21 protein-coding genes are annotated in these 22,479 nt (G+C 65.3%); 11 read left to right on the forward strand and 10 right to left on the reverse strand.

Annotation, left to right across the window (positions count from 1 at the left end; genetic code table 11):
* The first annotated feature begins 71 nt into the window (after positions 1-71).
* Complete coding sequence (locus FYC77_RS01815; RefSeq protein ID WP_202911750.1) at positions 72-3,392, forward strand: thermonuclease family protein; 3,321 nt, start codon at positions 72-74, stop codon at positions 3,390-3,392.
* Positions 3,393-3,475: 83 nt separating this feature from the next.
* On the forward strand, positions 3,476-4,657 hold the full coding sequence (locus tag FYC77_RS01820) for a C45 family autoproteolytic acyltransferase/hydolase (protein ID WP_149079771.1): 1,182 nt from the start codon (positions 3,476-3,478) through the stop codon (positions 4,655-4,657).
* A 23-nt stretch (positions 4,658-4,680) separates the two neighbouring features.
* On the opposite strand, the gene FYC77_RS01825 is transcribed toward FYC77_RS01820, so the two are convergent.
* The gene (locus FYC77_RS01825) at positions 4,681-5,817 is read right to left on the reverse strand and encodes a glutamate-cysteine ligase family protein (RefSeq protein WP_149079772.1); all 1,137 of its coding nucleotides are present in this window, start codon (positions 5,815-5,817) and stop codon (positions 4,681-4,683) included.
* Positions 5,818-6,243: 426 nt separating this feature from the next.
* Between FYC77_RS01825 and FYC77_RS01830 the strand changes: the two genes are divergently transcribed.
* The 4 genes from FYC77_RS01830 to FYC77_RS01845 are packed head-to-tail and all read left to right on the forward strand — an operon-like array spanning position 6,244 to position 8,794.
* Positions 6,244-6,864 carry an NAD(P)/FAD-dependent oxidoreductase gene (locus FYC77_RS01830; protein ID WP_149079773.1) on the forward strand — a complete coding sequence of 207 codons (621 nt, stop codon included), beginning with the start codon at positions 6,244-6,246 and terminating at the stop codon, positions 6,862-6,864.
* A 5-nt stretch (positions 6,865-6,869) separates the two neighbouring features.
* Positions 6,870-7,493, forward strand: coding sequence for a VOC family protein (locus FYC77_RS01835; protein WP_149079774.1), 624 nt, complete (start codon positions 6,870-6,872; stop codon positions 7,491-7,493).
* The gene (locus tag FYC77_RS01840) at positions 7,490-8,209 is read left to right on the forward strand and encodes an alpha/beta hydrolase (RefSeq protein ID WP_149079775.1); all 720 of its coding nucleotides are present in this window, start codon (positions 7,490-7,492) and stop codon (positions 8,207-8,209) included. Before FYC77_RS01835 ends, FYC77_RS01840 begins: the two co-directional genes overlap by 4 nt.
* Before the next feature lie 57 nt (positions 8,210-8,266).
* Positions 8,267-8,794 carry a hypothetical protein gene (locus FYC77_RS01845; RefSeq protein ID WP_149079776.1) on the forward strand — a complete coding sequence of 176 codons (528 nt, stop codon included), beginning with the start codon at positions 8,267-8,269 and terminating at the stop codon, positions 8,792-8,794.
* 34 nt (positions 8,795-8,828) lie between these two features.
* Here the strand turns inward: FYC77_RS01845 and FYC77_RS01850 are convergent, their stop codons facing one another.
* The 4 genes from FYC77_RS01850 to FYC77_RS01865 form a co-directional block, all read right to left on the reverse strand.
* Positions 8,829-9,245, reverse strand: coding sequence for a universal stress protein (locus tag FYC77_RS01850; protein WP_149079777.1), 417 nt, complete (start codon positions 9,243-9,245; stop codon positions 8,829-8,831).
* Between the two features lie 277 nt (positions 9,246-9,522).
* A complete protein-coding gene (locus tag FYC77_RS01855; protein WP_149079778.1) occupies positions 9,523-10,629 on the reverse strand; it encodes an aminopeptidase in 1,107 nt (368 codons plus the stop codon).
* 100 nt (positions 10,630-10,729) lie between these two features.
* Positions 10,730-10,963, reverse strand: a complete 234-nt coding sequence (locus tag FYC77_RS01860) for a hypothetical protein (protein WP_149079779.1) — start codon at positions 10,961-10,963, stop codon at positions 10,730-10,732.
* A 76-nt stretch (positions 10,964-11,039) separates the two neighbouring features.
* The gene (locus FYC77_RS01865) at positions 11,040-12,065 is read right to left on the reverse strand and encodes a DUF6176 family protein (protein WP_202911751.1); all 1,026 of its coding nucleotides are present in this window, start codon (positions 12,063-12,065) and stop codon (positions 11,040-11,042) included.
* Positions 12,066-12,150: 85 nt separating this feature from the next.
* Here FYC77_RS01865 and FYC77_RS01870 point away from each other — a divergent pair, with 85 nt between their 5' ends.
* On the forward strand, positions 12,151-12,798 hold the full coding sequence (locus FYC77_RS01870; protein ID WP_149079780.1) for a helix-turn-helix domain-containing protein: 648 nt from the start codon (positions 12,151-12,153) through the stop codon (positions 12,796-12,798).
* Positions 12,799-12,853: 55 nt separating this feature from the next.
* Here the strand turns inward: FYC77_RS01870 and FYC77_RS01875 are convergent, their stop codons facing one another.
* Positions 12,854-13,552 carry a class I SAM-dependent methyltransferase gene (locus FYC77_RS01875; RefSeq protein ID WP_149079781.1) on the reverse strand — a complete coding sequence of 233 codons (699 nt, stop codon included), beginning with the start codon at positions 13,550-13,552 and terminating at the stop codon, positions 12,854-12,856.
* Positions 13,553-13,716: 164 nt separating this feature from the next.
* On the opposite strand from FYC77_RS01875, the gene ltaE reads away from it, so the two are divergent.
* Positions 13,717-14,739 carry a low-specificity L-threonine aldolase gene (gene ltaE / locus FYC77_RS01880; RefSeq protein ID WP_149079782.1) on the forward strand — a complete coding sequence of 341 codons (1,023 nt, stop codon included), beginning with the start codon at positions 13,717-13,719 and terminating at the stop codon, positions 14,737-14,739.
* Between the two features lie 110 nt (positions 14,740-14,849).
* A complete protein-coding gene (locus tag FYC77_RS01885) occupies positions 14,850-16,043 on the forward strand; it encodes an MFS transporter (RefSeq protein ID WP_149079783.1) in 1,194 nt (397 codons plus the stop codon).
* A 74-nt stretch (positions 16,044-16,117) separates the two neighbouring features.
* Here FYC77_RS01885 and FYC77_RS20835 read toward each other — a convergent pair whose 3' ends face one another.
* The 3 genes from FYC77_RS20835 to FYC77_RS01895 form a co-directional block, all read right to left on the reverse strand.
* A complete protein-coding gene (locus FYC77_RS20835) occupies positions 16,118-16,249 on the reverse strand; it encodes a DUF7859 family protein (RefSeq protein ID WP_255455301.1) in 132 nt (43 codons plus the stop codon).
* Between the two features lie 414 nt (positions 16,250-16,663).
* Positions 16,664-17,188, reverse strand: coding sequence for a metallophosphoesterase (locus tag FYC77_RS01890; protein ID WP_149079784.1), 525 nt, complete (start codon positions 17,186-17,188; stop codon positions 16,664-16,666).
* Between the two features lie 181 nt (positions 17,189-17,369).
* Positions 17,370-17,777: a hypothetical protein gene (locus FYC77_RS01895; protein WP_149079785.1), complete on the reverse strand. Its 408-nt coding sequence runs from the start codon at positions 17,775-17,777 to the stop codon at positions 17,370-17,372.
* 226 nt (positions 17,778-18,003) lie between these two features.
* On the opposite strand from FYC77_RS01895, the gene FYC77_RS01900 reads away from it, so the two are divergent.
* Positions 18,004-20,178, forward strand: a complete 2,175-nt coding sequence (locus FYC77_RS01900) for an ATP-dependent DNA helicase (RefSeq protein WP_202911752.1) — start codon at positions 18,004-18,006, stop codon at positions 20,176-20,178.
* 49 nt (positions 20,179-20,227) lie between these two features.
* On the opposite strand, the gene FYC77_RS01905 is transcribed toward FYC77_RS01900, so the two are convergent.
* Positions 20,228-20,728 carry a 2'-5' RNA ligase family protein gene (locus tag FYC77_RS01905; RefSeq protein ID WP_149079786.1) on the reverse strand — a complete coding sequence of 167 codons (501 nt, stop codon included), beginning with the start codon at positions 20,726-20,728 and terminating at the stop codon, positions 20,228-20,230.
* Between the two features lie 240 nt (positions 20,729-20,968).
* Here FYC77_RS01905 and FYC77_RS01910 point away from each other — a divergent pair, with 240 nt between their 5' ends.
* Positions 20,969-22,225, forward strand: coding sequence for a helix-turn-helix transcriptional regulator (locus tag FYC77_RS01910; protein ID WP_149079787.1), 1,257 nt, complete (start codon positions 20,969-20,971; stop codon positions 22,223-22,225).
* The last annotated feature ends 254 nt before the right edge of the window (positions 22,226-22,479 follow it).

A 22,479-nucleotide genomic window follows, 5' to 3' on the forward strand; every position in this document is an offset into this window, starting at 1 on the left:
AGAACGAACATCATGATTTATTGAATTATATAACACCAATACTTATGTGATGGGAAAGAACAGGGGACATCATGGGCACGCACGACACGATCGGTGATAACCGACTCGGGCGACGTTCGTTCGTCTCGTTGCTCGGGGCGACGGCAGGAGCGTTCGCGCTGTCGGGATCGACGGGCGCGACGGCCGGTGAATCGACCGCGAGCGACGGCCTCGAGGCGCTGTCGTTTTACTCGACGGCGTCGCAGGTGAGCGCCGACTACGGGCCGCTGGCGGACGACGACCACGTCGTCGCGTGGGCCTCCGAGGAGGCGTCCGTAATGATCGCTGACGAAGAGGGAACCGACGAGGACGACGTCGTCTTCTACGAGGACGAGCGCATTCCGCTGATCAGCCAGGACGGCAACGTGATTGGGATCGGCAGCGCCGGCTTCCTGAGCGACGAACGCGGCGGCTTCCACTTCGGCAACGAGCAGTTCGTCCTCAACGCCTGGGACGAGCTGATGGGACCCAACAGCACGGTCCTGTGGGACGAGAGCCACCAGCAGTACTGGGACCTCGAGAGCCACGGGACGTTTCGCCGCTACGCGGAAGACCACGGCTACGACCTCCAGGCACTCGAGGAGTTCGACGCCGACGGGACCGTCCTCGAGTTCTACTCGACGGCGAGTCAGATCTCAGCCGACGGTGACGCGCTCACCGAAGACGACCTCGCGGGCGACGACGACCGCTCGGTGCTGGCGTGGGCCGAGGCGACGGCGACGAACGTCGACGGAACCGACGAGGGCGCGTACATCTACGGCGACGACGAGCGAATCCCGCTGATCACGCGGGACGGCAACGTCGTCGGCTTCGGCGCGCCGTTCGCCGAGGACGAGAGCGACCGGGACGATAACAGGGAGTTCGTTCTCAACGTCTGGGACGACGTGGTCGACGGCGAGACGGTCTACTGGGACGAGAGTCACGGCCAGTACTACGACGCTTCGCAGTTCGAAGGCCTCGTCTCGGACGCCGAGGCGGCAGGCTACACCGTCGAACCGACCGACGATCTGCTCGCGGTTCTCGGTGGGGGTTCGGACGATGACGAGACCGGCGACGCCGACGACTCGAGCAGTGACGGCGACGCCGATGACTCGAGCGACGGTGACGGAGTCACGGACGCCGACGCAGTGGTCATCACCACCCCCGCGGAGGCGTTCACGGACGCGGAACTCACGGCGCTCGCGGCGTTCGTCGACGATGGCGGGGCCGTTTTCCTCCACGACCAGTCGGACTTCGGCGGCCACGACGAGACCGACAACCTAAACGAGATCGCCGACGCGCTCGAGTTGGGCTTTCGGTTCAACGCGGACCAGGTCGAAGACGACGCGACTGGCTGGGCTGAGTTCGTGTTCACGACGACCGACTTCGCCGAGGAGTACCTCGAGGGAGACGTCTCGGTCGGACTCGACGACGCGGACGGGCTCGTCGTCACCACGCCCGAGTGGGAGTTCTGGGACGACGAACTCGAGGCGCTCGAGTCGTTCGTCGACGACGGGGGGAGCGTCTTCCTGTTCGACCAGTCGGATTTCGGCGGGAACGACCAAACGGAGAATTTGAACGAGATCGCCGACCATCTGGATCTCGCCTTCCGGTTCAACGGCGGCCAGGTCGAAGACGAGGTCTACAACGCCGGACCGGAGTACGAGCCGCTGTCGACGGAGTTCTCGCCGGCGTTCGACTACTTCGCCGACAGAGACGGCGTCGCCATCGAGTTCGAGCGCGGCGAGGAGTACTACGGACGGGTCGTCCGCGTCTTCGACGGCGACACGTTCGAAGTCGAGTTCGACACCGAGTACGGCTACCGCGACGTCGTCCGTCACATTGGGATGGACACCGCCGAGACGCCGCCCGCCGAGAACGAACCCGAAGAGTGGTTCGGCATCCCCGACGACGCGGACGAACACCTCTACGAGTGGGGCGAAAACGCCACCGAGTTCTCGCTCGAACTCATGGCACCCGAGGACGCAGAGGCCGGCGACACCGACATCGAAGGACGTCACGTCAAGATGACGTTCGACGAGAACGAGCCGCTTCGGGGCAACTACGGTCGATTGCTCACTCATATGTACTACGATCCCGACGAGTTTGCGGCCGACTTCGCGACCGACTCGTTCTCGCGAAACTACAACCGCGAGACGATCGAGGAAGGCTACGCCCGCGTCTACTCCTCCGGTTTCTCGAACCACGACGAGTGGTCTGCTCTCGAGGAAGACGCCCTCGCCGAGGGACGTGGCATCTGGTCGGCGGCGGACTTCGACGCGCTCGAGGCGATCCGCAACGACCCAGTCGAGGAGCTGTTCGTTCCGTCGGCACGGAGCATCCGGAGCGCCGACGGTTGGGGCGGGAGCCCGCTCTCGGACGACCGGGTGGCGGTTTCCGCCTCCTCGAGCGCCGACCAGGAACTCGAAGACGGTGGCGTCGCCTACGACGACGAGATTCCGCTGGTCGGCGTCGACGAGGACGAACGCGTCGCACTCGTCGGGGGGTTGATGATCCACGAAGAGTACGAAGAAGGCGAAGAGTTCGACGTCGACACGAGCGGTTACGGCAACTTCCCGTTCCTCTCGAATCTCCTCGATCACCTCTCGGAGACCGACGGCGACGTCCTCGTCGCTGGCGGACAGGGACAGTTCAACGCCGATGGCTCGCTCTCGCTCGAGCGCTGTCAGTACTACCTCCGCTATCTCGAGGGAGTGGGCCTTCGCCTCCGCCAGATCAACGACCTGCCGGAGACGCTCCCGGCCGAAGCGGAGACGCCACGGGCCGTCCTGGTTACGGCACCGGCTCGAGAGCTCGAGTTCGACGAGATCCTCGCGCTTCGGGAGTTCCGAAACGACGGCGGCGCCGTCGTCATGCTCGGCAGTGCCGAGGCGTCGGCCGATCACACGGAGAACCTGAACGATCTCGCGGACGCGCTGAACACGGACCTCCGATTCAACGCGGACGCGGTCGTCGACGAGGAACACAACCTCGCGGACGACCCGACCGTACTCGAGACGACGGCCTTCGACGAGGCGTTCCCGCTGTTCGATGCCTACGATCCATCGCCACACGAAGAGGACGAAGACGAGGACGAAGCGCCCGGAAACAGCGGCGACGCGCCGGGCCATCAGGGCGACTGTCCGGGCAACAGCGGCGACGCCCCCGCCGCCGGTGACGGCTGTCCCGGAAACAGCGGCAAGGCACCTCGAGGGAGCGGTCCCGGCGACGGCGGACCACCGGGACACGCCGGAAACGGTGGCGGGCCACCAGGGCACGCCGGTAACGGCGGCGGGCCACCGGAACACGCCGGAAACGGCGGTGGCGGACCGCCCGGACACGCTGGTAACGGCGGCGGACCGCCTGGCAACTAGCGGTCGGCTGACAGCCAATCGGATCGGGGCCACTCTCACAGTTCAGGCCGGCGATACAACCGACGGGGACCCGTCACGCCCGTATGGACGAGACGGACACCGGGACGATCGCGTACGGCGACGAAATTGCCGGCGCGGAGACGTTCGCGGAGCAGTCGCGTCGGCGAGCCGAGACCGAACGCGACGCCGTCGAGTGGGCCATCGAAGAACTCGAGTCGCAGGTATCCACACAGGGTGTCGACCTCGAGCCGTTGCTCGAGTACGCGCGCCGGAGCCGCGAGAGTCTCCCGGATCGTCACCGACGATCCTACGAGGCGATGGCCGACGCGTTCGACGTCGATTCCGACACCTACGAGGTGTACGTCTTCGCGTTCTCGGAACTCTGTGAGGAGCTGGCCGAGGGAACGGGGCGATCGGAGAAGAACCCGAAGGGATGTACGAACGCGCTGGTCTCGAGTCCGAAAGCCGATCTCGAGGTCGTCGACGGGCCGCTCGTGTGCAAGAATCGGGACGTTGCAGGACGTGGCGTCCGGCCCAAGTCGATCGTCGAACAGCCGCCGATCGACCGCTACCACGGCTTCCTGACGGTCGACACCTGCGGAACGATCTCGATTTTCAAGGGCGTCAACGACCGGGGACTCGTGGCCGCGAACACCTACATCGACAGCGAGCGCGACGACATCGACCCCGAACACCAGCTCCGGAACGGAACCGCCATCCGGATCGTCCTCGAGGAGTGTGCCACCGTCGCCGAGGCGCGGACGGCACTCGAGTCGTACCCGACGCGTCGGCTGATGGGCCAGACGCTGTTTCTCGCCGACGACACCGACGCCCTCCTGCTCGAGATCGATCCCGTCGCCGAGCGGATCGCGGTCGACGACGAGTCCGTCGTGACGCGGACGAACCACTTCGTCCACTCACGCTCGACGGAAACCGAGAGTTCGACGACCCGGCGGGAGCGAGCGCTCGAGTTGCTCGAAGAGAAGGGGCGACTCGACCGGGACGATCTGTGGGAGATCGCACAGGATCACGAGAATGGACCGGGCGACGACTCGATCTGTCGCCATCCGGAACCGGAGACGGACGAACCACACGCGTTCGGCCAGCTGACGACCGCGAGCACGGCGATCTTCGAGGGCGGATCGCCGACGATCGGGGTCGCGATGGGCACCCCCTGTGAAACCGAGCGGGCGCGGTGTTCGTTCGGCGAGGAGATTCCGGCCGACCTGCGGACGGGGGCGCGGTGGCTCGAGCGGATGCACTGATTCGACCGACCGAAGTCCGACCGTCAGACGCGAACGCGGTGTCGGCCGAGGTCGGCCTCGAGTCGCGTCGCAGCCTCGAGACGGAGCCGCTTCGCGTGCCGTTTCGAGAGTCGCGCGTCGGGCAACCGATCGGCCAGCGGATCGTACGCCGACGGCGAGAACCCGAACCGCCGCAGATAGCTTCGGACGCGCTCCGACTCGAGCCCCTCGTGGATCGCCGTGTCGGTGATCTCCTCGACGGTGTCGAAGACGGGCAGTGGAACCTCGTCGTCGATACCCCCCGTGGGTTCGGTATCGGCGGCTGGAACGGACGAATCAGCCTCGAGAACGGAACTGACCGAGTCAGCCTCGAGGACGGTGGTTCCGCGCTCGTCCGCTCGCGTGACGACCGATCGGACCTCCTCGGCGAGACGGAGCACCTGACTCGGGAGGGCTGCATCGGGTGAGCGCCACTCCACAGTCGGCATCGCCTTCCGGAGCCGAACCGGCGTCCACACCGCGTCGTAGGGCGCGAACTCGTCGTCGACCGTTTCGGGGTCGACGCCGCGGTCGATCGCACGCTCGCGGAACCGCTCGTAGGCGTCCTCGAGTTGTTGGTCCCACTCCGCGACGCTGTCGACGTACGACCAGAGCTGCCCCTGATCGGGACAGGGGCCGTAACACGACCGGCGGTAGAGATACGGGCGGGCACACTCGAGGAGGTGCTCGCCGCGGTAGTGCGAGGCACTGTTGACGAGCGCGAACGCGGGATCGATCGCCGTCACGGCGTTGAGTTGATCCGCGACGTTCGACTGCTCGAAGTGGACGTGGGTCCCGGCACAGACGCGAGCGTCGTCGAACGTCGGTCCCACGATCTGACGCTGGAGTTCGGTTCCTCGCTTCTCCCGATAGGGGATCTCCGACGGCGTCGCGTACAGCGGCGTCGAAAGTGGCACGAGACGTTTCTCCTGGTCGTATGCGGCGTCGACGACCGTTCGAATCCGTTCCGTGAACTCCTCGCGGAGTTCGGCCATCGATCCGCACGGACTCGTTTTGATCTCGATCATCGGCTCGACGAACTCGGGATCGATCCACTCGGCGACGTCGAGCAGTGTGTCGGGCGAGCACAGGTCGCCCTCGTCGTCGACGACCCAATACTCGACCTCGAGGCTAGTGTTCATGGATATCTCTGTTGGATGACGGTCGGACGACGACCCCGGAGAACCGCCGGGGCGTAAACGGACACGATCGAGATGCGAGTTCACGTCGTGTCGAGAACTCGTCCCGTCGTCCGATCTCCCTCTCCTGTGGTAGCTCGTGGTAGGAAACACCAGCGTGAATCCATTGAGCCTGCGTACGAAGGGAATGCGAGAACGTGACGAACGACCCTCGAGACGGCCGAGATCCGATTCGGCCGACGAGACGTTCCGGAGTCACTCGAGCGGGCTCCCGACGCCATTCGAGCGGAGTTCGTCGGAGACGACCACGGCCGCGGCTCCCGTCCACGGAGGGGTGAGTCGGTTTGCCGACTACTGACGCGAGTGTTACGTGGTTGATTCGAGGTCCCTGCTAGATTGATACGTCTGGGAGGATATGATATACCACGTATGAGCGACGAAACGAGTGCGGACGAAACCGAAGCGGACTCGCCATCAGTGATCGTCGTCGGCGGCGGGCCGGCCGGACTGAGTGCCGCGCTGTTTACCGCGAAAAACGGCCTCGAGACGACGGTCTTCGACGCCGACGGGACGTGGATGCACAAGGCCCACCTCTTCAACTACCTGGGGATCGGCTCGGTCGGCGGCAGCGAGTTCATGTCGACGGCGCGCCAGCAGGTCGACGACTTCGGCGCCGAGCGCCGGCAGGACGAGGAGGTAACCGACATAGAGCGAGCCGATGAAGGCTTCGTTGTCGAGACCGACGACGGAACGTACGATGCGGCGTACGTCGTGTTGGCGACCGGCGCGAACCGCGACCTGGCCGAAGAGCTTGGGTGTGCGTTCGCGGACGACGTGGTCGACGTCGGCGTCGAGATGGAGACGAGCGTCGAGGACGTCTACGCGACGGGTGCGATGGTTCGCACAGAGGAGTGGCAGGCCGCCATCTCCGTCGGCGACGGCGCTGCCGCGGCACTCAACATCCTCTCGAAGGTACGCGGCGAGCACTTCCACGACTTCGACGTCCCGGCAGACGCCGAACGCGTCTTCGGCGACGTCGTTGCGGAGTAACCACGATGTCCGAGGAATCTACCAACCCAGTCACGCCAGAACCGCCCGACAGCCCCTTCCAGACGACGGGTACTGACCACATCACCATCTGGGGGAGCAACGAGGAAGACACCGTCGCGTTCTACCGCGACCTCCTCGGAATGCCCCTCGTGTTGCGCCAGCCGAACCTCGACGACCCATCCCAGACCCATCTCTTCTTCGACACCGGCGACGGGCGCATCCTGACGTTCTTCGTCAGCGACGACCGCCCCTCCAATCGCCGCGGCCAGCGCGGCGGCGTCGGCGCCGTCCACCACCTCTGTTTCAGCGTCGACCCCGAGGAGTACGAAGACGTCATGGAGTCACTCGAGCAAGCGGGTCACCGCTACAACGTCTTCGATCGGGGGATCTTCCACTCGATCTACACGAACGACAACAACGGGCTCGTGATCGAACTCAGCACCGATAAGTACGAGATTCCCGACGACCGCCGCGGCGAGGTGCTCGCGACGGCACAGGAACTCCGCGAGGCCGACGGAGCCGACTACGCCAAAGACGAGCACCTCCGCGGGGCGATCGAAGAACTCGGCCTCGAGGTGATCGAACACGACCTCCCCGACGCCAGCGCCGGCGTCGGTGGTGTCGAATGAGCGCGGACGAGGGGCCACACCAGGACCAGCCGCTCCTGTCGGCCGGCACGCCCCTCGAGGAGGCCGAGGCGGCGGTCGTGCTCGTCCACGGCCGCGGCGCGACCGCAGAGAGCATCCTCGGGATGGGAACCGAGATTCACCGCGAGGGCGTCGCGTTGCTCGCGCCACAGGCAGCGGGTCGCCAGTGGTACCCGAACTCGTTTCTCCAGCCCGTCGAGACGAACGAACCCGGACGAACCTCGGGGCTGCAGGCGATCGCCAGCGCGCTCGAGGACGCAGACGAGGCCGGAATTCCGGCCGAGCGCGCGATGGTCATCGGCTTCTCGCAGGGCGGCTGTCTCGGAAGCGAGTTCGTCGCACGAAACCCGCGTCGCTACGGCGGCTTCGCCGCGCTCAGCGGCGGGCTCATCGGCGAATCGATCGATCCCGACGACTATCTCGAGACCGACGGCGTCTCCGCGAGCGAGACGAACGAAGGCTCGTCGGAGCAAAGCGCCGACGGCGACCTCGAGGGGACCCCCGTGTTTCTGGGCTGTAGCGACGTCGACCCACACATTCCCCTCGAGCGCGTCCACGAGACGAAACGCGTCCTCGAGTCTCTGGGCGCCGACGTCACCGAGCGCATCTACGAGGGGATGGGCCACGGCGTCAACGAGGACGAACTCGAGTTCGTGTCGGGGATGGTCGACGACCTGCTCACGGACGAAGACGATTAACTGTCACGCGTCGAGACCGAACCCCATCTTATGCCGTTCGGTCACGTACGGTGTGTCGTGGCCTCACACCCGGCGGACAGACGTGCGTTCCTGTCGACCGCGAGCGCCGCCCTCGCAGCGACGGCCGTCGCGGGCTGTCTGAGCGACGACGGTGGCGCGGACGACGCCGAAGAGCCGATCGTCGACGTCGCCGAGGCGACCGCGAGCGAAGGCGAGACCGACCCCGACGCGTGGGCGGACGTCGACGAAATTCGACTCGACGGCTACGTCGGCGGCTGGGTCGGCGTCTCCCCCGACCACGTCGATCGGATCGAGAACCCGACGCTGGTGCTAATCGAGGGCAACGAGTACGAACTCACCTGGACGAACCAGGATGGCGTCAAGCACAACCTGGCGATCCACGACGACGAGGGTGAAGTGGTCGACGAGTACGCGACCGGCGTCAGCGAGGACCTCGGCGCGACGACGACCCTCGAGTTCGTCGCACGACCCGAGATGGCGATCTACATCTGCGAGCACCAGCCCGCGATTCAGTACGGCGAAGTCGTCGTCCTCGAGGACACCGACGGGTCAGCGACGCACTGATCGCCCGATGGGTGAGACCCATGGGTCCGGCGGGTCAGCGAACGACGGTGACCGGAACCGGCGATCGCCGGACGACCCGTTCGGCGACGCTTCCGAGCAACACGCGAGAGACACCGCTCCGGCCGTGGCTACCCAGGATAACGTGGTCGACGTCGTGCTCCTCGGCGAACGCGACGATCTCTCGGGCCGGTTGGCCGACCGTTACCTCGGTCCTGAACGCGACGTCGTCGGGGTTCTCGAACTCGGGAACCTCGTCGAACCCCTTCTCGGCGATCTCGTCCCGACGGTCTTTGAGATACTCCCTCGCGAGATCGATGCCTGCGGTCGTCGATCCGCTCGCTGCCTCGGCGACGCGCAACAGGACGATTTCCTCGTCCGGATAGGTCGCGAACGCGTGTTCGGCCGCTTTCCGCGACGGCGTGGAGCCGTCGAACGCGACGAGAACTGTCATGATACCGGATACCACCGCTCGAGGCTAAAGTATATCGACGAATCCAGTCGCTCGACAGTTCGGACGGACTGCTGTGACGGCGTACCGGTGTGACTGCAGGACGGGCCCGGTCACGCCGGTACTGACGGACAGCGGTCCGTGTGATCCCGTTCGTCGCGGTCGTTCTCTCACGGGTCGCTGGCGGCCCGCACGGATTTCTGCGTTTTCGCTCCGCTCGAACCACCCACACACCACGGCTCGCAGTGCTCGCCGTTCCGACTCGAGGTCGTCGCTACGCTCAGACCTCGCCGTCTTCAAAAACGAACGTCCCGTCCTCTTGAACGCGCTCGCCGTCGACCTCGATGAACGAGCCCTCGCTCATGTCGACGATCATGTCGACGTGGACGGCGGAGTCGTTTTGCTCGTTGCCCTCGCCGACCGTGTCGTCGTAGGCACGACCGACTGCCATGTGGACGGTGTCGCCCATCTTCTCGTCGAACAGCATGTTGTACGTAAACTGGTCGATGTCGCGGTTCATCCCGATACCGAGTTCGCCGAGTCGCCGAGCACCGTCGTCGGTGTTCAACACCTCGGTGAGGACGTCCTCGTTTTTCGCCGCCGAGTGCGAGACGACCTCGCCGCCCTCGAACTCGAGGTAAACGTCCGTGATCTCCCGGCCCTGGTGGTACAACGGCATGTCGAACAGCACCTCCCCCTCGACGCTGTCGGGCTGAGGAGCGGTGAAGACCTCGCCGCCAGGGAGGTTGTGCTCGCCGTGGTCGTTGATCGTCGGATTGCCCGACAGGGACATCGTTACGTCCGTCGTGTCGCCGCTGACGATCCGGATCTCGTCGGCTGGATCGAGGATCTCGACCATGTTCTCCTGGTGGTCGCGCTGGGTCTCCCAGTCTTTGTTGACCGCGTCCCAGACGAAGTTCTCGTAGCCCTCCGTGCTCATCTCGGCGAGCTGGGCGTTCGCCGGCGCGGGGAACTGGGTCAGACACCAGCGCTTCGAGAGCCGTTCCTCTAAGATCGGCCGGTGGGCCTGACTGTACGCCGCGCTGGTCTCCGGATCGACGTCCGACGTCTGGGTGACGTTGTCGCTCGCCCGGATCGCGATGTAGACGTCCGTCTGTTCGATGAGCGCGAGCTCGTGTTCCGGGGTATCGAAATCGGGAGTCCCGCTTTCGTCGCCCGCAGCTCGAAGGTACGCACGCTGGTGTCGTTTGCCGGTCCGCTGGCTCGTCGTCACCGGGTTCGCTCCCCGGTCACCGATCACCTCGTGGAGGGCGACGACCAGGTCCTCGGCGACGGGGTGGGCGTCGACGACGACGTTGTCTCCCTCCTCGAGATCGACCGAGTGGGTGGCGATGATCTCGGCGTGTTCGCGAATGCGCGGGTCCATGTCACACAGGTCTTCGAGCGGGCGGATACCGTTTTCGAATCGGCGACTCGCGGCGGTCGCCTGCACGCGAGATCACTCGAGGCGACTCCCGACGGCTCGGCTATCGGTTTTCGCCACGGTTCGCCAGAAAGATCCCGAGGTAGATCGAAACCAGCGCACAGACGACTCCCGCAGCGAAGGCGATCGTGTACGGCGACTCGAGGGCGAGCGCGTCGTCCTCGATCACCCAGCCGGTGAAGCCAACGATCACCAGGGCGATCGCCGCGAGACGCAGGACGGAGACGAACCGGCGGGAGGTGTTCGCACTCGGGTCCGCGGATTCGCGTTCGGTCACGGGTTCACCGTCCGTCCCGATCGTCGTCCAGTTTTCGGTCGGCAGTCGATTCTCGGCCGAACGGGTGTCGACACACTTACTCCACCGACTCCGCGGACTTCGACGGGCGGCGAAATCTGTCCGGATCGATCGCGTGCGCCAGGGGCTCGAACTCGGTTTCGAGCGGATAGCTGAGGACGTCGTCCGGGTTTGCGAGTATCCGACCGAGGACGACCTCGGAGATCCGGGCGACGGGGTTCCAGGTGTCGTAGTAGACGTCGTAAACGTGCTCCATCTCTTCGGTTTCCATGTACTGAAAAAGTGAGTAGCCGTCCGGTCGTCGCTCGAGAAAGACCGACTCCGTGTACATTTCCTCCGCCTCGATCATCGCCTGACTCCACGTTTCGATCGGGCCAAGCTCCAGTTCACCGTCGATCACCCGCCGCGAGAGCGACGCCATCCAGTCGGCGAACCGCCCCGGGAGCCCCGAGTTGAGGTCCATCCGGACCAGTTCGACGTCGACCGTCCGTTCCGACGCGAGTTCCGGGCCAGCGAGCACCGCTCGGTCGGTCGGTTCGATCGCTCGCGGCCGGTTCGGGTGGACGGCGTGAACGATCATCTCCCGGTCCACCGGTTCCGTCTCCGGACGTACCGCGTCGTGGTCGACGGGGAACGCATCGGCGAGCACCGTCTCCGGGTCGTCCCACGTTGCGGTCACGGAGCGCGGAACCTCGACGTACCAGACGAGTTCGGGCTGGGCCGTTCGATCGAGGAACAACGACGCGGTCGTCGCCGCGTCGACGCCAAGCAACCAGTCGGGATCGTCCTCGGCAACCCGGCGCCGCACCTCGGCGACGATTCCCTCGAGCGCATCCGCATCGAGTCCGTCCGCATCGAGCCGTCGTCGGACGAGGAACGCGGCCGCGTGGCGCTCCGTGACGACCTCGTCGTCGACCGCCTCCGAACCGACACCGTCGTCGACCGCGACCGAACCGAGATCGCCGCCCGCCGTCGCCGAATCACGCCCACTCGATCGGAACCGACGCCAGAGGAACACACCGGCGAGTGTCGCGATTCCCGCCACGAGTCCGTACTGCCGCCATCCTCGGGAGCTTTCCGTCATACCCGAGAGGAGAGACCGAACGGAAATCGGATTGGTCACGAAACACATCGGTTTTTTATATATTAAGAGTTCATCTCGAGAGGCGATGAAGTCGATGCACGTCTCCCTCGCACACGACGAGGAAACGCTCTCGCCGATCCATGCGGCGATCTGTGACTCACCCGACCTCGAGCGGGAGGTCGTCCTCGGCGGGCAGTCAGTCGACGGCGTCGAGACGATCACCTCGTTCGTCACCGGTGAGCCATCCGCGTACGAGTCGGTTCTCGCGGACCTCGAGGGCGTCCGGGAGTACGACATCACGCCCACGGACGACGGCTTTTTCGTGTATCTTCGTCGGGAACTCGAGTCCGAGGGGCTGTCGTTGCTGAACGCGCTCGCCCAGGAGACGGTCGTCGTCGTGCCACCGATCGAGCTTCGCGCCGATCGAACGATCCGGTTGACGGTCGTCGGCCACCCGGCGGATCTCACCGACGTCCTCGAGGAGCTGTCGACGGGCGTGACCGCCGACGTCCTCTGGGTGAGTGACTCCGTGACGGTCGCCGAGACGCCTGTCTCCGATCGCCAACTCGAGGCACTCGAGGCCGCCCGCGACGTCGGCTTCTACGAGATTCCGCGACGAAATGGGATCGAGGCAGTCGCGGCGAAACTGGACTGTGCGGTCTCGACGGCCTCGGAACTGGTCCGCCGGGGCGAGGCCAACGTGGTGGGGCGGACGCTCGAGACGCAGTTGTGATTCGGTTCGCTTCGGGTGAGGTCGCTTTGGCTGGGTTCGGTTCGGCTGGATACCATCAGTCACCACCGACGTCCGCTTTTCGAGCGATGATGGTGTAACACGTCTCGAGGAAGAATCTGTCGACGAGTTCGCTCTCCGCGAAGACCGCGGCTACGGAAGCGGGGACGTCGCCGTCGGGATTCCAGTTGGCGTACCAGCGGAGAAACCGCCGGAGAAACGGGTTCGCGATCCGTGCAGGTCCCTCGGGGACGGGTCCGATGTCGATTACTGCCAACGGGGCTCCGGGGCCGAGATGCCGGTGAACGTTCTCGACCGCCTCGCGGACGTCCGGCATCACGCTCATCGAGAGCGTGGCGACAGCCGCGTCGAAGCGCTCCTCGAACTCGACCGTCGTCGCGTCCGCGCGGCGGACCTCGACGTTATCCCAGCCGTGACGGTCGATCCGATCACGTGCCTTCTCGACCATCTCGGGGCTGTAATCGACGGCGACGACCGTCCCGTCGCCGCCGACGTCGTGGCGGATTCGCTCGAAGTTGACCCCGGGTCCGCAGCCGACGTCGAGGACGCGATCGCCCGACTCGAGCCCCAGTTCGTCGATCGCCGCCTCGCGCATCGGCTCGAAGTCCCGCTCGCTCAGCCGGTAGTAGTCGCTCCACCGATCCCACATCCGTCGGCTTCGCTCGAGGTGGTCGTCGTCCGGCGTCGAGTCGGTCGGTTCCCCCTCGGCCGTCGCGTTCGATGTTCGGCTGGCCATACCGGTACTCGAGTCGAAATCGTGGTGTATCTACTCACGAAATATATCGCGTGTTTATATAGGAAGTCGTTGGCAACCGAACGGCGGTCGTCTCGAGCAACTGGAACCCCCGTCCGCTCTCCGGCGACCGCGGGCTATTTGCTCGTCGGGCCGCTACGGCGGCCATGATCGATCTGCGTTCGGACACGGTGACCGAACCCGACGAGGCGATGCGCGAGGCGTCCCGGGACGCCGCGGTCGGCGACGACGTCTACGGCGAGGATCCGACGGTGAACGACCTCGAGGGGCGGGCCGCAAAAGCGGTCGGGAAGGAAGCCGCGCTGTTCGTCCCGACCGGTACGATGGGCAATCAGATCGCGGCCCACGTCCACACCGAGCCCGGTCAGGAGGCGCTCGTCGAGCGCAAGAGTCACGTCTACAAGTACGAACTCGGCGGTCTAGCCCAGCACGCCGGCCTCCAGGTGCGAACCGTCGACGGCGGCGCCAGGGGGATTCCGACACCCCAACAGATCGAATCGGCATACGTCGAGGAGGACCTCCATCGGCCCGGAACCGGACTGTGCTGTCTCGAGAACACCCACAACGCGCGAGGTGGCGTCGCGATTGCGCCCGAACGGCTCGAAGCCGCGGCCAACGCGGCCCGCGAACGCGACGTCCCGGTTCATCTCGACGGCGCGCGCGTGTTCAACGCCGCCGTCGCGCTCGACGTTTCGGTCACGGAGATCACCCAACACGTCGACTCCGTCATGTTCTGTCTCTCGAAGGGTCTCGGCGCGCCGATCGGCTCGATGCTCGCCGGTCCCGCGGAATTCGTCGAGCGGGCGCGTCGAACACGAAAGCTGTTCGGCGGCGGAATGCGACAGGTCGGCGTCGTCGCCGCCCCCGGCCTCCGCGCGCTCGAGAACGTCGACGACCTCGAGACCGATCACGAGAACGCGCGCGTCCTCGCCGAGGGACTTCGCGACGTCGACGGGTTCGCGGTGCAGGAACCGGAGACGAACATCGTCCTCGTAGACGTCTCCGAGACGGGACTCGACGTCGACGCAGTCCTCGAGTGCCTTCGGGAGCGAGACGTGCTGGCGACGCCGTTCGGCCCGACGACGATCCGATTCTGTACGCACCGGGACGTCTCTCGGGACGATATCGAACGAGTGATACCGCGCGTCGAGGCGGCGGTCTCCGTCTGATACGGGCTGTCGTACAACGTATCGATGTGATCGTCTTCCCGGTCTCGCGGATTACGGGCGCAAGCGGGACGAACGCGACACTTTTGTGGGCTGACTGGTCATACCGTCTCATGAGCGATCGCCCGACAGCCGGCCGAAACGCGTCGACGCTTTTCGTGTTGATCGCGTTCGTCCTTGCCGCACTCAACCTTCGACCGGCGATCGCGTCCGTCCCACCGGTGCTCGAGGTGATTCGAGCCGATCTGGCGCTGTCGTATACCGCGGTGAGCCTCCTGACGACGATCCCGATGTTCTGTATGGGTCTGTTCGCGTTTCTGACGCCTCGGATCGCCCAGTATGGTCGTGAACGTGGACTGTTCTGGGCGATCGTCCTCGTGGGACTCGCGACCGCCGCGCGGATCGCCGGAGACAGCGTTGCGATCCTGTTCGTGACGACGATCGTCGTGGGGATCGCAATCGCCGTCGGGCAGACGCTGTTACCGGCGCTCGTCAACGAGTACTTTCCGGACCGGGCCGCGTTCGCGACCGGCGTCTACTCGATCAGTCTGGCAGTCGGGGCCACCCTGGCCGCGGGACTGACTGTTCCGGTTTACCAGATCGGCGGCTCGTGGACGTTGGCGCTTGCGAGCTGGGCGGTGCTCGCCGTCGCTGCTGCCGTCGTTCTCGTTCCACTGGTTCGCGGAAGTCGAAGCGATTCCGGGAACGGGGTCGATGCACCACAACGTCTCCCCTGGCGGACTCCGATCGCGTGGGCGGTCACGCTCTTTTTCGTCTGCGCGTCGACGATTTTCTACTCCGGGCTCACCTGGTTAGCGCCGCGATACGTCGCGCTCGGCTGGGACGAGTCCACCGCCGGCTTTCTGCTGACGACGTTTACGCTGACACAAGTCGTCGGAATGGGGCTGTTCATGCTGTTCGGAGACCGGATCTCCGACCGCCGACCGTGGATTTTCGGGATGGGGAGCGTGACGGCTGCGAGCCTCGTCGCGATCGCCGTTGCCCCCTCGACGTATCCATGGCTTCTCGTGGCGGTTCTCGGCTCCGGGAGCGGCGGACTGTTCACGATCGCGCTCACGCTCCCGATCGACCTCGCGGCCGACGGGTCGACCACCGACCGACTCGCGACGATGGGGATGGGAATCGGATATATGGTCGCGGCGATCGGCCCATCGGTCGTCGGCGGAATCAGGGACGTGACCGGGAGTTACGTCCCCGCGTTCGTCGCACTGGGGACAGTGGGCGTCTTCATGATCGCACTCGGTGTCGCGTTCAGGCCGGGTAACGACGGCGCCGTCGGCGCGTAGAACGGCCTCATCGCCTGAGGGTTTACCGGCGACCGGATCCACGACCGTTGCGTGGCGAACGGAGATCAGTCCCGCTACCGACCGTCCATTCCCTCGCGAAACTCGAGGATCGTCCGCCGAAGCAGCAAGTACGAAAAGAAGACGAGCGAGAGCAGGATCAGGACGATCGCGATAATGACCGGATCGTCTGGGATGAACTCGAACATGGGAGACTGGTACCGCCCCCGCGTGCAAAATCGTTTCGACGCGTCTCGAACGATCGGACGAGACGTGGCCGGCCCGTCTTGGCCCGCGTTCGACCCGACGAGACAGGGATCGACCGCTCGAGGGGTGTCGATCTCGATAGGTAAAACCGGTTTTTGAGCTTACGTCGCTTATATTGAAACCGACGACGTAGCCGAGAGTGGGTGTCGTCCGGTCCCCGGCGGCCCTGGTCGCCGAGATCGGGGTACCCTCCATCACCCACCTAAACGCCCTCCACGCCCGTTCGACCCGGTCGACGTCCCATCCACCTGTGGATCCCGCTGACGCGTTTGCCCTCCCCTTGGCCGTTGACGAGTTTTCGACCGTCTATAGCACCCAGTGTTCGTTTACGGGTCACGTTCGTTCCCCGAATCGTTTCAGTCGGTTCCCGCGTTTCGGGAGCGTTCGATCGCGTCGATCGGCGTCCCGTCTGGCTGGTGAAGTTCGATCTCGAACCCATCCGATCGACTCTCGAGGACGGCAAACCCCAGCCTGTTTCCGCGGGGTTGGGCGTGACTGCCGGGATTGACGAGCACCACGTCGTCGGTCTCGACGAGCGTCGGCCGGTGGGTGTGCCCGGAGACGACGACGTCGGCACCGCGCGAGCGGCCGAACATCGACAGGCCAGTCGCCCCGCCCTCGCGTCGGTGGGTGACGGCGAACCGAACTCCCTCCTCGTCGACCGTCCGGGCCGTCGGCAGTCGGTCGCGGACGGCCGCGCTGTCGGCGTTGCCGTGGACGGCGAACAGCCGGTCGCACTCGTCCTCGAACGCCTCGAGCGCGGACGTACTGGTAAAATCGCCGGCGTGGATCACGACGTCGGCCTCGCGAGCGGCGGAAAGTGCCTCGCCCTCGAGTTCGTGGCCGCGGGGACTGTGCGTATCCGAGAAGATGGCGATCATGCTCTCGGTTTGGGGCCCGGTAGTGACGTTCCTTTTCGTTTCGACTCGCCAGCGTTCGTTGACACCGCCGAGGTCGCGCCGGGCTGGCGCCGCTCGTGTCGGGAACACGACGGAGAAACGAACCCGGTCTCGAGCGGAAACGAAGGGGTCCGTTTACCCAGAACGGAAGCGGAGCCGAGGGTTAGGCCGGTTCACCCGCGGTCTCGTCGTGGATCGCGACGACCGTCGATCCCGGCGGCCGGTCGTTCGAGACCGCGGTCACCGTCGTTTCCTCGAGGTCGACTGCGGACCTGAGCGGTGACCAGCCGTCGTCGGTTTCTACACCCACCGCGACGTCGGTCGGACTCGCTCCCGGCGGGAGCCCCGTCGGATCGTAGACGAGTTCGACGCGGATCGCCTCGAGCGCTCGCAAATCGTCGACACCGACGAGGTCGACTGGGTTCGACAGCGCGCCTGCCGGCGGATCGACGGCGGCCGGCTCGAGGCCGACGTGCTCCGGGACGACGCCCGCGACGACGTCGAGTCGTGCGCCCGAGCGCTCGAGTGTGAACTCCGCGACGGTGCCGGAATCGTAGCCGGGGATGGGCATAGTCGGGGCGAAGCACTCGAGGTACAAGGCGATAGACCGCGCAGGTGCTGGCTGTGATATTCGGTAGCAGTCAGCGCGACGGGGACGGGAGCTCCACCGGTGAGGGCAGAAGCGATCTCTCGCGCCGCTCGAGCCCTCGAGTCTCCCACGGCTCCGACGACGCCGGCTTCTCGGGGACTCGAGTGAGACGAACGCTTTTATCGTAGCGGGAACCAATTCACCCATCGTGTCCGAGACGAGCGGCTACATGCGGTTTTTCCCCTACGAGCAGCCCTACGAGAACCAGCGCGAGGCGATGGACCGGATCTACAACACGCTGGTTCGCGGCCAGGACGTCCTCTTCGAGGGTGCCTGTGGAACGGGAAAGACCCTCTCCTCGCTCGCCCCCGCACTCGAGGTCGCCCACGAACAGGACAAGACGGTCGTCATCACGACGGACGTCCACCAACAGATGCGCCAGTTCGTCGCCGAGGCCCGCGCGATCACGGCCGAGGAGTCGATTCGTACGATCGTCTTCAAGGGGAAGTCGTCGATGTGTCATATCGACGTCGGCTACGAGGAGTGTCAGGCGTTGCGGGACAACACCCGTGCGGTCGTCGACGCCGAACGCGACCGCAACCAACTCGAGCGCCGCCAGCGGGAACTCTTAGCGGAGAGTCAGGAGGGCGACGGCGGCGCGGCCGACGCCCGCTCGGCAGTGATGGACGAACTCGAGTCGATCGAGGAACGGCTCGCAGATCTCGAGGAACAGAACGTCTGTGAGTACTACCGGAACAACCTGACCGAGGGGACGGACGACTTCTTCGCCTGGCTCTACGAGGACGTCCGCACGCCCGAGGAGATCTTCGAGCGGGCCGAGCGAAGCGAGTTCTGTGGCTACGAGCTTCTGAAAGAGGGGATCGAGGGCGTCGACCTGGTCGTCTGTAACTACCACCATCTGCTCGATTCCACCATTCGCGAACAGTTCTTCCGCTGGCTCGGCCGCGACCCCGAGGACGTGATCGCCGTCTTCGACGAGGCCCACAACGTCGAAGACGCCGCTCGCGAACACGCGACGCGGACGTGCTCGGAGCGGACGTTCGAGTCGGCGCTCGACGAACTCGCCGAGACCACCGACCCGCGTGCGGAGGACGCCGCGAACGTCGTTTCGGCGTTCCACCGTGCGCTCGTCGAGACCTACGAGGAATCGTTCGGCTTCGGCGATCGAGGCGGAATCGGCAAGAACTGGGAGGACGTCCCCATCGCCAACGAGAACCGCAAGGACGACCTCACCCTCGAGTTCCTGCAACGATACTCGGGACGGGGGATCGACGCCGACTTAGAGGCCGCGATGAACCTCGGCCAGGACTTAGACGAGGAGTACGAGGAGGCCTACCGCGAGGGCGAGACGGCGACGCGAACGGAGTGTCAGACCCTCCAGGCCGCGGCGTTCGTCAGCGCCTGGATGAACGAGGGCTCGAAGGAGGGGCTGTATCCGGTCGTTTCGGTGACTCGCGACGCCGGCACGGACGAGGTCTACGGCCGCGCGGAGCTTTACACCTGCCTGCCGCGACAGGTGACGGGAGAGCTCTTCGAGGAGGTGTACGCCACAGTGTTGATGAGCGCGACGCTCCAGCCGTTCGACGTCACCGAGGACGTTCTGGGACTCGAGGAGGCGGTGACGATGGCCTACGGATTACAGTTCCCGCCGGAGAACCGGCGGACGTACGCCGTCGAGACGCCGCCGCTTTTCTCCTCGGATCGTGACGATCCAGCAGTCCAAGAGGAGGTCACCGGGACGATCCACGACGCCGTCCGGATGACGCCCGGAAACACGCTCGTCTTCTTTCCCAACTACGGCGAAGCGAGTCGGTACGCAGAGCGCCTCGAGCGTCGCGCTGGCGACGTAGCCGTCTATCTGGACGAGCCGGGAACGTCCGCCGAGGAGATTCGCCAGAAGTTCGTCGACGACGACGGGGCCGTTCTCTGTACGTCGCTGTGGGGAACGCTCGCCGAGGGCGTGAGTTTCGACGGCGACGACGCCCGCACAGTGCTCGTCGTCGGCGTTCCCTACCCGCATCTTGACGACCGCGCGGAGGCGGTCCAGGAGGCCTACGACGCCGCGTTCGATGGAACGGAGACGGGGTGGCGCTACGCCGTCGAGATTCCGACCGTCCGGAAGACGAGACAGGCGCTTGGACGCGTGATCCGCTCGCCCGACGACGTCGGCGTTCGCGCCCTCCTCGACGCTCGCTACTCTCGAGAGGCGAAATCCAATCTCGGCAAGTACAGCGTCAACGGGAGCTTTCCCCACGAGGAACGCGAGGAGCTACTCGACATCGATCCGACCAAGCTCAAGTTCGCGATGTTGAACTTCTACGCCGACCACGACGGCTACGACGGAGATACGCCGTCACCCTGATCGGGCGCGCGCACGAGACGCCAGCACGCACGACCGTCTCGAGGAGGTATCAAGCGGGCAGCGAGACGCGACTCACGGGCAGTTTGTACGTCCCGTCCCAGAACTCGAGTTCGGTGACCGTCCAGGAGATCGGCTCGATCTCGCGATCCGCGAGTCGTCTGGCCGCCGACTCCTCGCCGCCGCGGGCGAGCGTGACGTGTGGGACGTACTCGGGGCCCTCGAGTCCGTCGACCGTCTCGAAGACGTCGACGAGATCGGCGTGGATCGCCTCGAGGCCGGGGCTCTCGACGGCGAGGTAGACGACCGGTGCCGATCCGAGCGGCGGGTCCGAAAAGTAGTCGATACCCGCGATCCGGGCCTCGACGGCCGGTGTGCCCTCGAGTGCGCGGTGGGCGCGATGCTGTAACTGGGCGACGTGATCGGCGTCACCGAGGCGCTTGAGCAGACAGGAGTGGTCCTCGCGGACGGTCTCGAATCCGACGAGTTCGGGATAGAGTTCGTTCGCCAGGGTTCGGACGCGTCCCGGAACCGGTACGTTGACGCTGTACACTCGGTTGTGGTAGGGCCGCCCGAGATATCAGTCCTCCGCTCTGTCGTGATAGGTGTCGGGGCGACGCCTCGAGACGATCATCCCCGGACAGATACCCGGTTCCGTTCGATTGGAACGAACGTATTCGGTGCGAGCAGTTCACGACCCACTGCCAATCGTTCGCACGGAACCAAACTGATAAAAACCACCAGCCGTCGGCGTCGGAAAGACCTATTTAGTCGGCTACGACATACTCACATAATGGACGTGAGGGGGCTACGGGCCCTTGGCGTGCTCGTGGTGGTCGGGTGCCTGATCGCGGCCGTTCCGGCGGCGTCTTCTGCTGTGGTGGCGGACGTCGGCACGGGGAGCGCCGCGTTTCAGGAGACTGCAGACGACGAACAACAGGCCGCAGACGACGAAATCGACGACGGGGACGAGAGTCCGAATAACGAGACTGAAAACGGGGACGGTCCGACCAACGAGACCGACAACGGAGACGCGCCAGTCAACGAAACCGATCCCGAGGAGGGGAGCGACGACGGCCTCAACGAGAGCGCCCAGCTCGATAGTGCCGAGGAGGTACACATCGACGTCTTCCTCCACGAGAACACCTCGGCGACGTTCGTCGTCGACTACCGCTTCGAGAACGACTCGACGCAGAACTGGGAGCGCCTCCGGGACGACGTCGAGGAGAATTCCGAGGAGTACGCGTCGAACGAACACTCCGATTGGAACGACATTCTCGAGGAAGGACAAAACCGGACCGACCGGGAGATGGAGATCTCGAACGTCGAGGTCGAGACGGATACCAGTTCGGCACCGCGGAACCTCGGTCATGTCGAGTTTACGTTCGAGTGGTCGTCGTTCTCCCACGTCGAGATCAACCGTATCGAAGCGGGGGACGCACTCGCCGGCTTTACGCTCGTCGACGACACGACGTTGCAGTTCTTCTGGCCCGACGGATACGTCGTTCGAGAGGCCGATCCCTCGCCGGACGATCCGCCGGAGGGGTCGATCTTTTGGGACGGCGACGGCACCGAATTCACCGACGAACAGCCACTGATCGTGCTCATCGAGAACGCGGAAGGAACGGAGGAACCGGTCGAACCCGAGGAGAGCCCATCGATGCCGTGGCTCGCAGTTGCGGGTGCGCTCGCGCTGTTGGTGGCCGCCGCCGCGATTGGCTGGGCGATCAGACACCGGGCGGACGGAGTCAGCTACTCACCAGGCAACGGTCCAGCACAGCAGGCGAGAGTGCCGGTCGAGTCCGACGAGCCCGGCAGTCAAACAGCCGGCCCGCCGGACGAACTGCTGAGCAACGAAGAGCGCGTGCTCCGGCTGCTCGAGCAACGTGGCGGCCGGATCAAACAACAGGAGATCGTCGCCGAGCTCGACTGGACCGAGGCCAAAACGAGCCAGGTCGTCAGCGGGCTTCGGGAGGACGAAGAGGTCGAAGTCTTCCGCATCGGCCGGGAGAACGTCCTTTCGCTTCCGGACGAAGAGGAAGTGAACTGACCTCACCCGCCATCACACGGATGGCCACCACCGAATCGAAACCCCTGGTGGACTCCGGATAACAGGATTTAATACGCCCCGTTTACAACCCGTCGACAATGGTTTGGCCCGTCGGAACCGTATCCGCCGATGTGGATACCGACGGGACCCTCTCTCCACCACGATCGCGGCGACCGCGGCGGCGGGCTCGTTGAGCCCGTACTACATACCTCTCCATCGTCGTTCGTTCGATCGTTTCCACGATTTCGGAAAGT

This window comes from Natrialba swarupiae, from assembly GCF_008245225.1.
Classification (GTDB): Archaea; Halobacteriota; Halobacteria; order Halobacteriales; family Natrialbaceae; genus Natrarchaeobius; species Natrarchaeobius swarupiae.

Bases quoted from the DNA above. Each gene is read 5' to 3' on its own strand.
- FYC77_RS01875 (WP_149079781.1), bottom strand. From the start codon at position 13,552: ATGGCCAGCCGAACATCGAACGCGACGGCCGAGGGGGAACCGACCGAC.
- FYC77_RS01815 (WP_202911750.1), top strand. From the start codon at position 72: ATGGGCACGCACGACACGATCGGTGATAACCGACTCGGGCGACGTTCG.
- FYC77_RS01825 (WP_149079772.1), bottom strand. From the start codon at position 5,817: ATGAACACTAGCCTCGAGGTCGAGTATTGGGTCGTCGACGACGAGGGC.
- ltaE (WP_149079782.1), top strand. From the start codon at position 13,717: ATGATCGATCTGCGTTCGGACACGGTGACCGAACCCGACGAGGCGATG.
- FYC77_RS01820 (WP_149079771.1), top strand. From the start codon at position 3,476: ATGGACGAGACGGACACCGGGACGATCGCGTACGGCGACGAAATTGCC.
- FYC77_RS01890 (WP_149079784.1), bottom strand. From the start codon at position 17,188: ATGATCGCCATCTTCTCGGATACGCACAGTCCCCGCGGCCACGAACTC.
- FYC77_RS01865 (WP_202911751.1), bottom strand. From the start codon at position 12,065: ATGACGGAAAGCTCCCGAGGATGGCGGCAGTACGGACTCGTGGCGGGA.
- FYC77_RS01895 (WP_149079785.1), bottom strand. From the start codon at position 17,777: ATGCCCATCCCCGGCTACGATTCCGGCACCGTCGCGGAGTTCACACTC.
- FYC77_RS01910 (WP_149079787.1), top strand. From the start codon at position 20,969: ATGGACGTGAGGGGGCTACGGGCCCTTGGCGTGCTCGTGGTGGTCGGG.
- FYC77_RS01870 (WP_149079780.1), top strand. From the start codon at position 12,151: ATGAAGTCGATGCACGTCTCCCTCGCACACGACGAGGAAACGCTCTCG.
- FYC77_RS01835 (WP_149079774.1), top strand. From the start codon at position 6,870: ATGTCCGAGGAATCTACCAACCCAGTCACGCCAGAACCGCCCGACAGC.
- FYC77_RS20835 (WP_255455301.1), bottom strand. From the start codon at position 16,249: ATGTTCGAGTTCATCCCAGACGATCCGGTCATTATCGCGATCGTCCTG.
- FYC77_RS01855 (WP_149079778.1), bottom strand. From the start codon at position 10,629: ATGGACCCGCGCATTCGCGAACACGCCGAGATCATCGCCACCCACTCG.
- FYC77_RS01885 (WP_149079783.1), top strand. From the start codon at position 14,850: ATGAGCGATCGCCCGACAGCCGGCCGAAACGCGTCGACGCTTTTCGTG.
- FYC77_RS01830 (WP_149079773.1), top strand. From the start codon at position 6,244: ATGAGCGACGAAACGAGTGCGGACGAAACCGAAGCGGACTCGCCATCA.
- FYC77_RS01850 (WP_149079777.1), bottom strand. From the start codon at position 9,245: ATGACAGTTCTCGTCGCGTTCGACGGCTCCACGCCGTCGCGGAAAGCG.
- FYC77_RS01840 (WP_149079775.1), top strand. From the start codon at position 7,490: ATGAGCGCGGACGAGGGGCCACACCAGGACCAGCCGCTCCTGTCGGCC.